Here is a 2,875-nt window from a genome sequence, read left to right on the forward strand (position 1 = left end):
CCTGTTTTAGAAAATGGCTATCTTCCTGTTATTAAAAGTATTGTATTTCAAGGATCGGGGATGGTAGAGCTGCTGCTGCTGCTTTTTTTGCAGCACAAAGTACCACAGCCTATACGCTATAAGCATTTAGCGGTGGCTGCAATTCTCTTAACAGGCCTTACGATTGGACCTCTCATTGGAGCAATTACTGAATTTGGCCCTGTAGAAGCCTCTAAGCAACGTTTCCCTCCCTATGAAGAATGGGGAATTGCATCACTTGGAAAGTTTATAGAGCATATCGACTTTCTATCTATTTATCAGTGGTTATTGGGTACCTTTATCCGTATTTCGACCTTTCTTTTTATTATGAAAGAATTAGTTCCGTTTCAAAAAGGTCAAAAAAGGTTTCTTTTACTCATTTTAGTGGTTATCACTGTATGTACGCTGGCTCCTATAACGGACTTTGCTTTTTCAAATCTTTTATTTTTCACCATCATACCGGCTACTTTCTGGTTATTTGTTGCTTTCTCTCTTTTCTTAGTAGTCATAGTCTTTCTATTTTCTCATAAAACAAGGAGGGATAAGAGTGGAATTTTTTAAGAAGAAAAAAGGCTACAGCTCTAAAAAACAAGAGACGGAAAGCCTTTTAAAAGAAAGTTCTTCTCGTACTCAGATAATCAATGAGTGTACGTTAAGAGATTTATTTGGAAAATGCAGCGATATTAACTTCGAGACCGTTTATTTTTATAACAAACGAGTGCTTATGATTTATTGTACCGGTCTAGTTAGTACGGAAATGCTCTATGAAATGATTCCTAAAAAATTAGAGGAATGCTGCGCTAAGTTAGAGGGTGAAGTAGAAGGAGATAAGATCATAAAGTTATTAAACCTTCCCTCAGTTTCTATCGTTCAAGATGAAGAACAGGCAGTTTCGGAAATTTTTTCTGGGAAATTATTCATTGATTTTGGATCAGCACAATCTGTTGTATCTATCGATATTTCGGACCGTCCTCAAAGAAGCCCAGAAGAAACGAAAAATGAAGTAACCATATTGGGTCCGAGAGATAATTTTATTGAAGATTTACCTGTCAATATTGCTTTAATTCGCAAGCGTCTTAAATCGGTTTCCTTGTTAACAAACTCTTTAGAGATTGGAAAGCGAACAAAAACAAAAGTAAGCATTTTATACATGGAAGATGTAGCTGACAAGAAGATACTTGACGAAATTATGGAAAAGTTAGGAGATATCGATATCGACGGTATTTTCAGCGGAACACAGTTAGAAGAGCTCATTAATAAAAATCCGTATAGCTTTTTTCCTCGCCACGCTTATACTGGGAGACCTGATTTTGCGGTTCAATCTCTGTTAAATGGCCGGTTTATTATATTAATTGATGGAACTTCATATGCGTATGTTACACCCATTAACCTTTTTTACTTATTAAAGGGGTCTGAGGATAAAGAAAATACATATTTATACAGCTCTTTTGAGCGTATCCTTCGAATCTTTGGGCTTTCTATCGCTGCTTTTTTGCCGGGTTTTTGGGTTGCAATGACGGCGTTTCATCAAAATCAGCTTCCTCTCAGCCTGTTAGCTACGATTGTTGAAGCAAGAAGAGGTGTCCCGTTTCCTACCTCTCTTGAGGCAATATTAATGCTTCTTTTATTTGAATTGTTTCGAGAGGCAGGGTTTAGACTGCCGACTTCCGTCGGTCAGACGCTCAGTGTAATCGGAGGGCTTATTATCGGTGATGCAGCCATTAGAGCCGGTTTAACCAGTCCAGCCATGCTTGTTGTCATTGCAGGTTCTACAATTGCTACGTTTACGCTAGCGAATCAGTCTCTTATAGGAACAATTTCACTAATCCGCTTTTTTTGTATTATCTGTGTCAGCATCTTAGGTTTTTTTGGATTTTTTATATCCATCTTTTTAGTCATGATCTATATTACAAACATCCGAACGTTTGGTGTGCCATATTTCGAGTTAGCAACCCGGTTAGACGCAAAAAATATTTTAAAATCTCTCTTCCGCCTTCCTGAAAGCAAAAAAGCAACAAGAGCTAGTATGCTTAACCCAAGCGATTCCACCCGCGAAAAAGGAGAAAGTTAGTGAAAAGGGACATAAGGAATTTACTTATACTTGTTATGAGCTCTTTTTTATTGTTTCTTTCGGGGTGCTGGGATACGAATGAACCGGAACAAATGGTATATGCACAAGGAATGGGGGTAGATTTTAAAGATAACCGTTACGTTCTTTACCTGCAGACCATTAATTTAAGTTTATTAGCAAAATCCGAGGCAAGCGGTGCTGGCGCGGGTCAAGTCAAAGTAGAAGTTGGCTATGCAACAGGGAAAACCATTGATGAAGCTATTTTTAGATATTATCAAATTTCTCAGCGCAGAATCTTTTTTGGGCACTTAGCTTTCCTTGTTTTAACGGATGATGCGTTAAAGCATGGCGCTGTTAAATCTGCAGTGGATTTTTTAGATCGTTATCGGGAAACGAGATACAACATCTGGATGTATGCTACGAAAAGTCCTTTGAAAAAAACGTTGTTAGCTACGCCTATGTTTGAAGTATCGAACGCTCTTTCTCGCTTGAGCGATCCTAAAGTGATTTTTAAGCAAAACTCGTTTATTCCACCAATCGATTTAAGAGAGCTCATTATCCATCTTAATGAACCAAGTCACGAAGTAAATATTCCTCTCGTTCAGACTAAAGAACATTTAACAACGGATCAAAAAAGAGAAACAGCTATTCAAGTAAACGGAGCAGTGGCTATTACATCATCTGAATTAAAAGGAGTTTTTTCCGAGAATAAAATCAAAGGGCTTAGATGGATAACCGATGAATTTGTACGAGCTGGTTTACGGGTAAGGCTGCCTGATCATTCCG

Annotated in this window: 3 protein-coding genes; all 3 read left to right on the plus strand. The window is 37.9% G+C overall.

The genetic code is table 11. The features are described 5' to 3' along the window. Positions 1–579, plus strand: a 579-nt coding sequence (locus tag RB298_RS07125; protein WP_486046568.1) for a GerAB/ArcD/ProY family transporter, incomplete at its 5' end; no start/stop codon positions are given. Further along, the gene (locus RB298_RS07130) at positions 566–2,089 is read left to right on the plus strand and encodes a spore germination protein (RefSeq protein ID WP_486046570.1); all 1,524 of its coding nucleotides are present in this window, start codon (positions 566–568) and stop codon (positions 2,087–2,089) included. The genes RB298_RS07125 and RB298_RS07130, both read left to right, overlap by 14 nt. After that, positions 2,089–2,875: Ger(x)C family spore germination protein (locus tag RB298_RS07135; RefSeq protein ID WP_486046572.1), on the plus strand; the 787-nt coding region annotated here is incomplete at its 3' end. The genes RB298_RS07130 and RB298_RS07135, both read left to right, overlap by 1 nt.

Origin of the sequence: Priestia sp. BR_2 (genome assembly GCF_041954005.1) — a bacterium.
In the GTDB taxonomy this organism is placed as follows: Bacteria; Bacillota; Bacilli; order Paenibacillales; family Paenibacillaceae; genus Paenibacillus_AQ; species Paenibacillus_AQ lautus_A.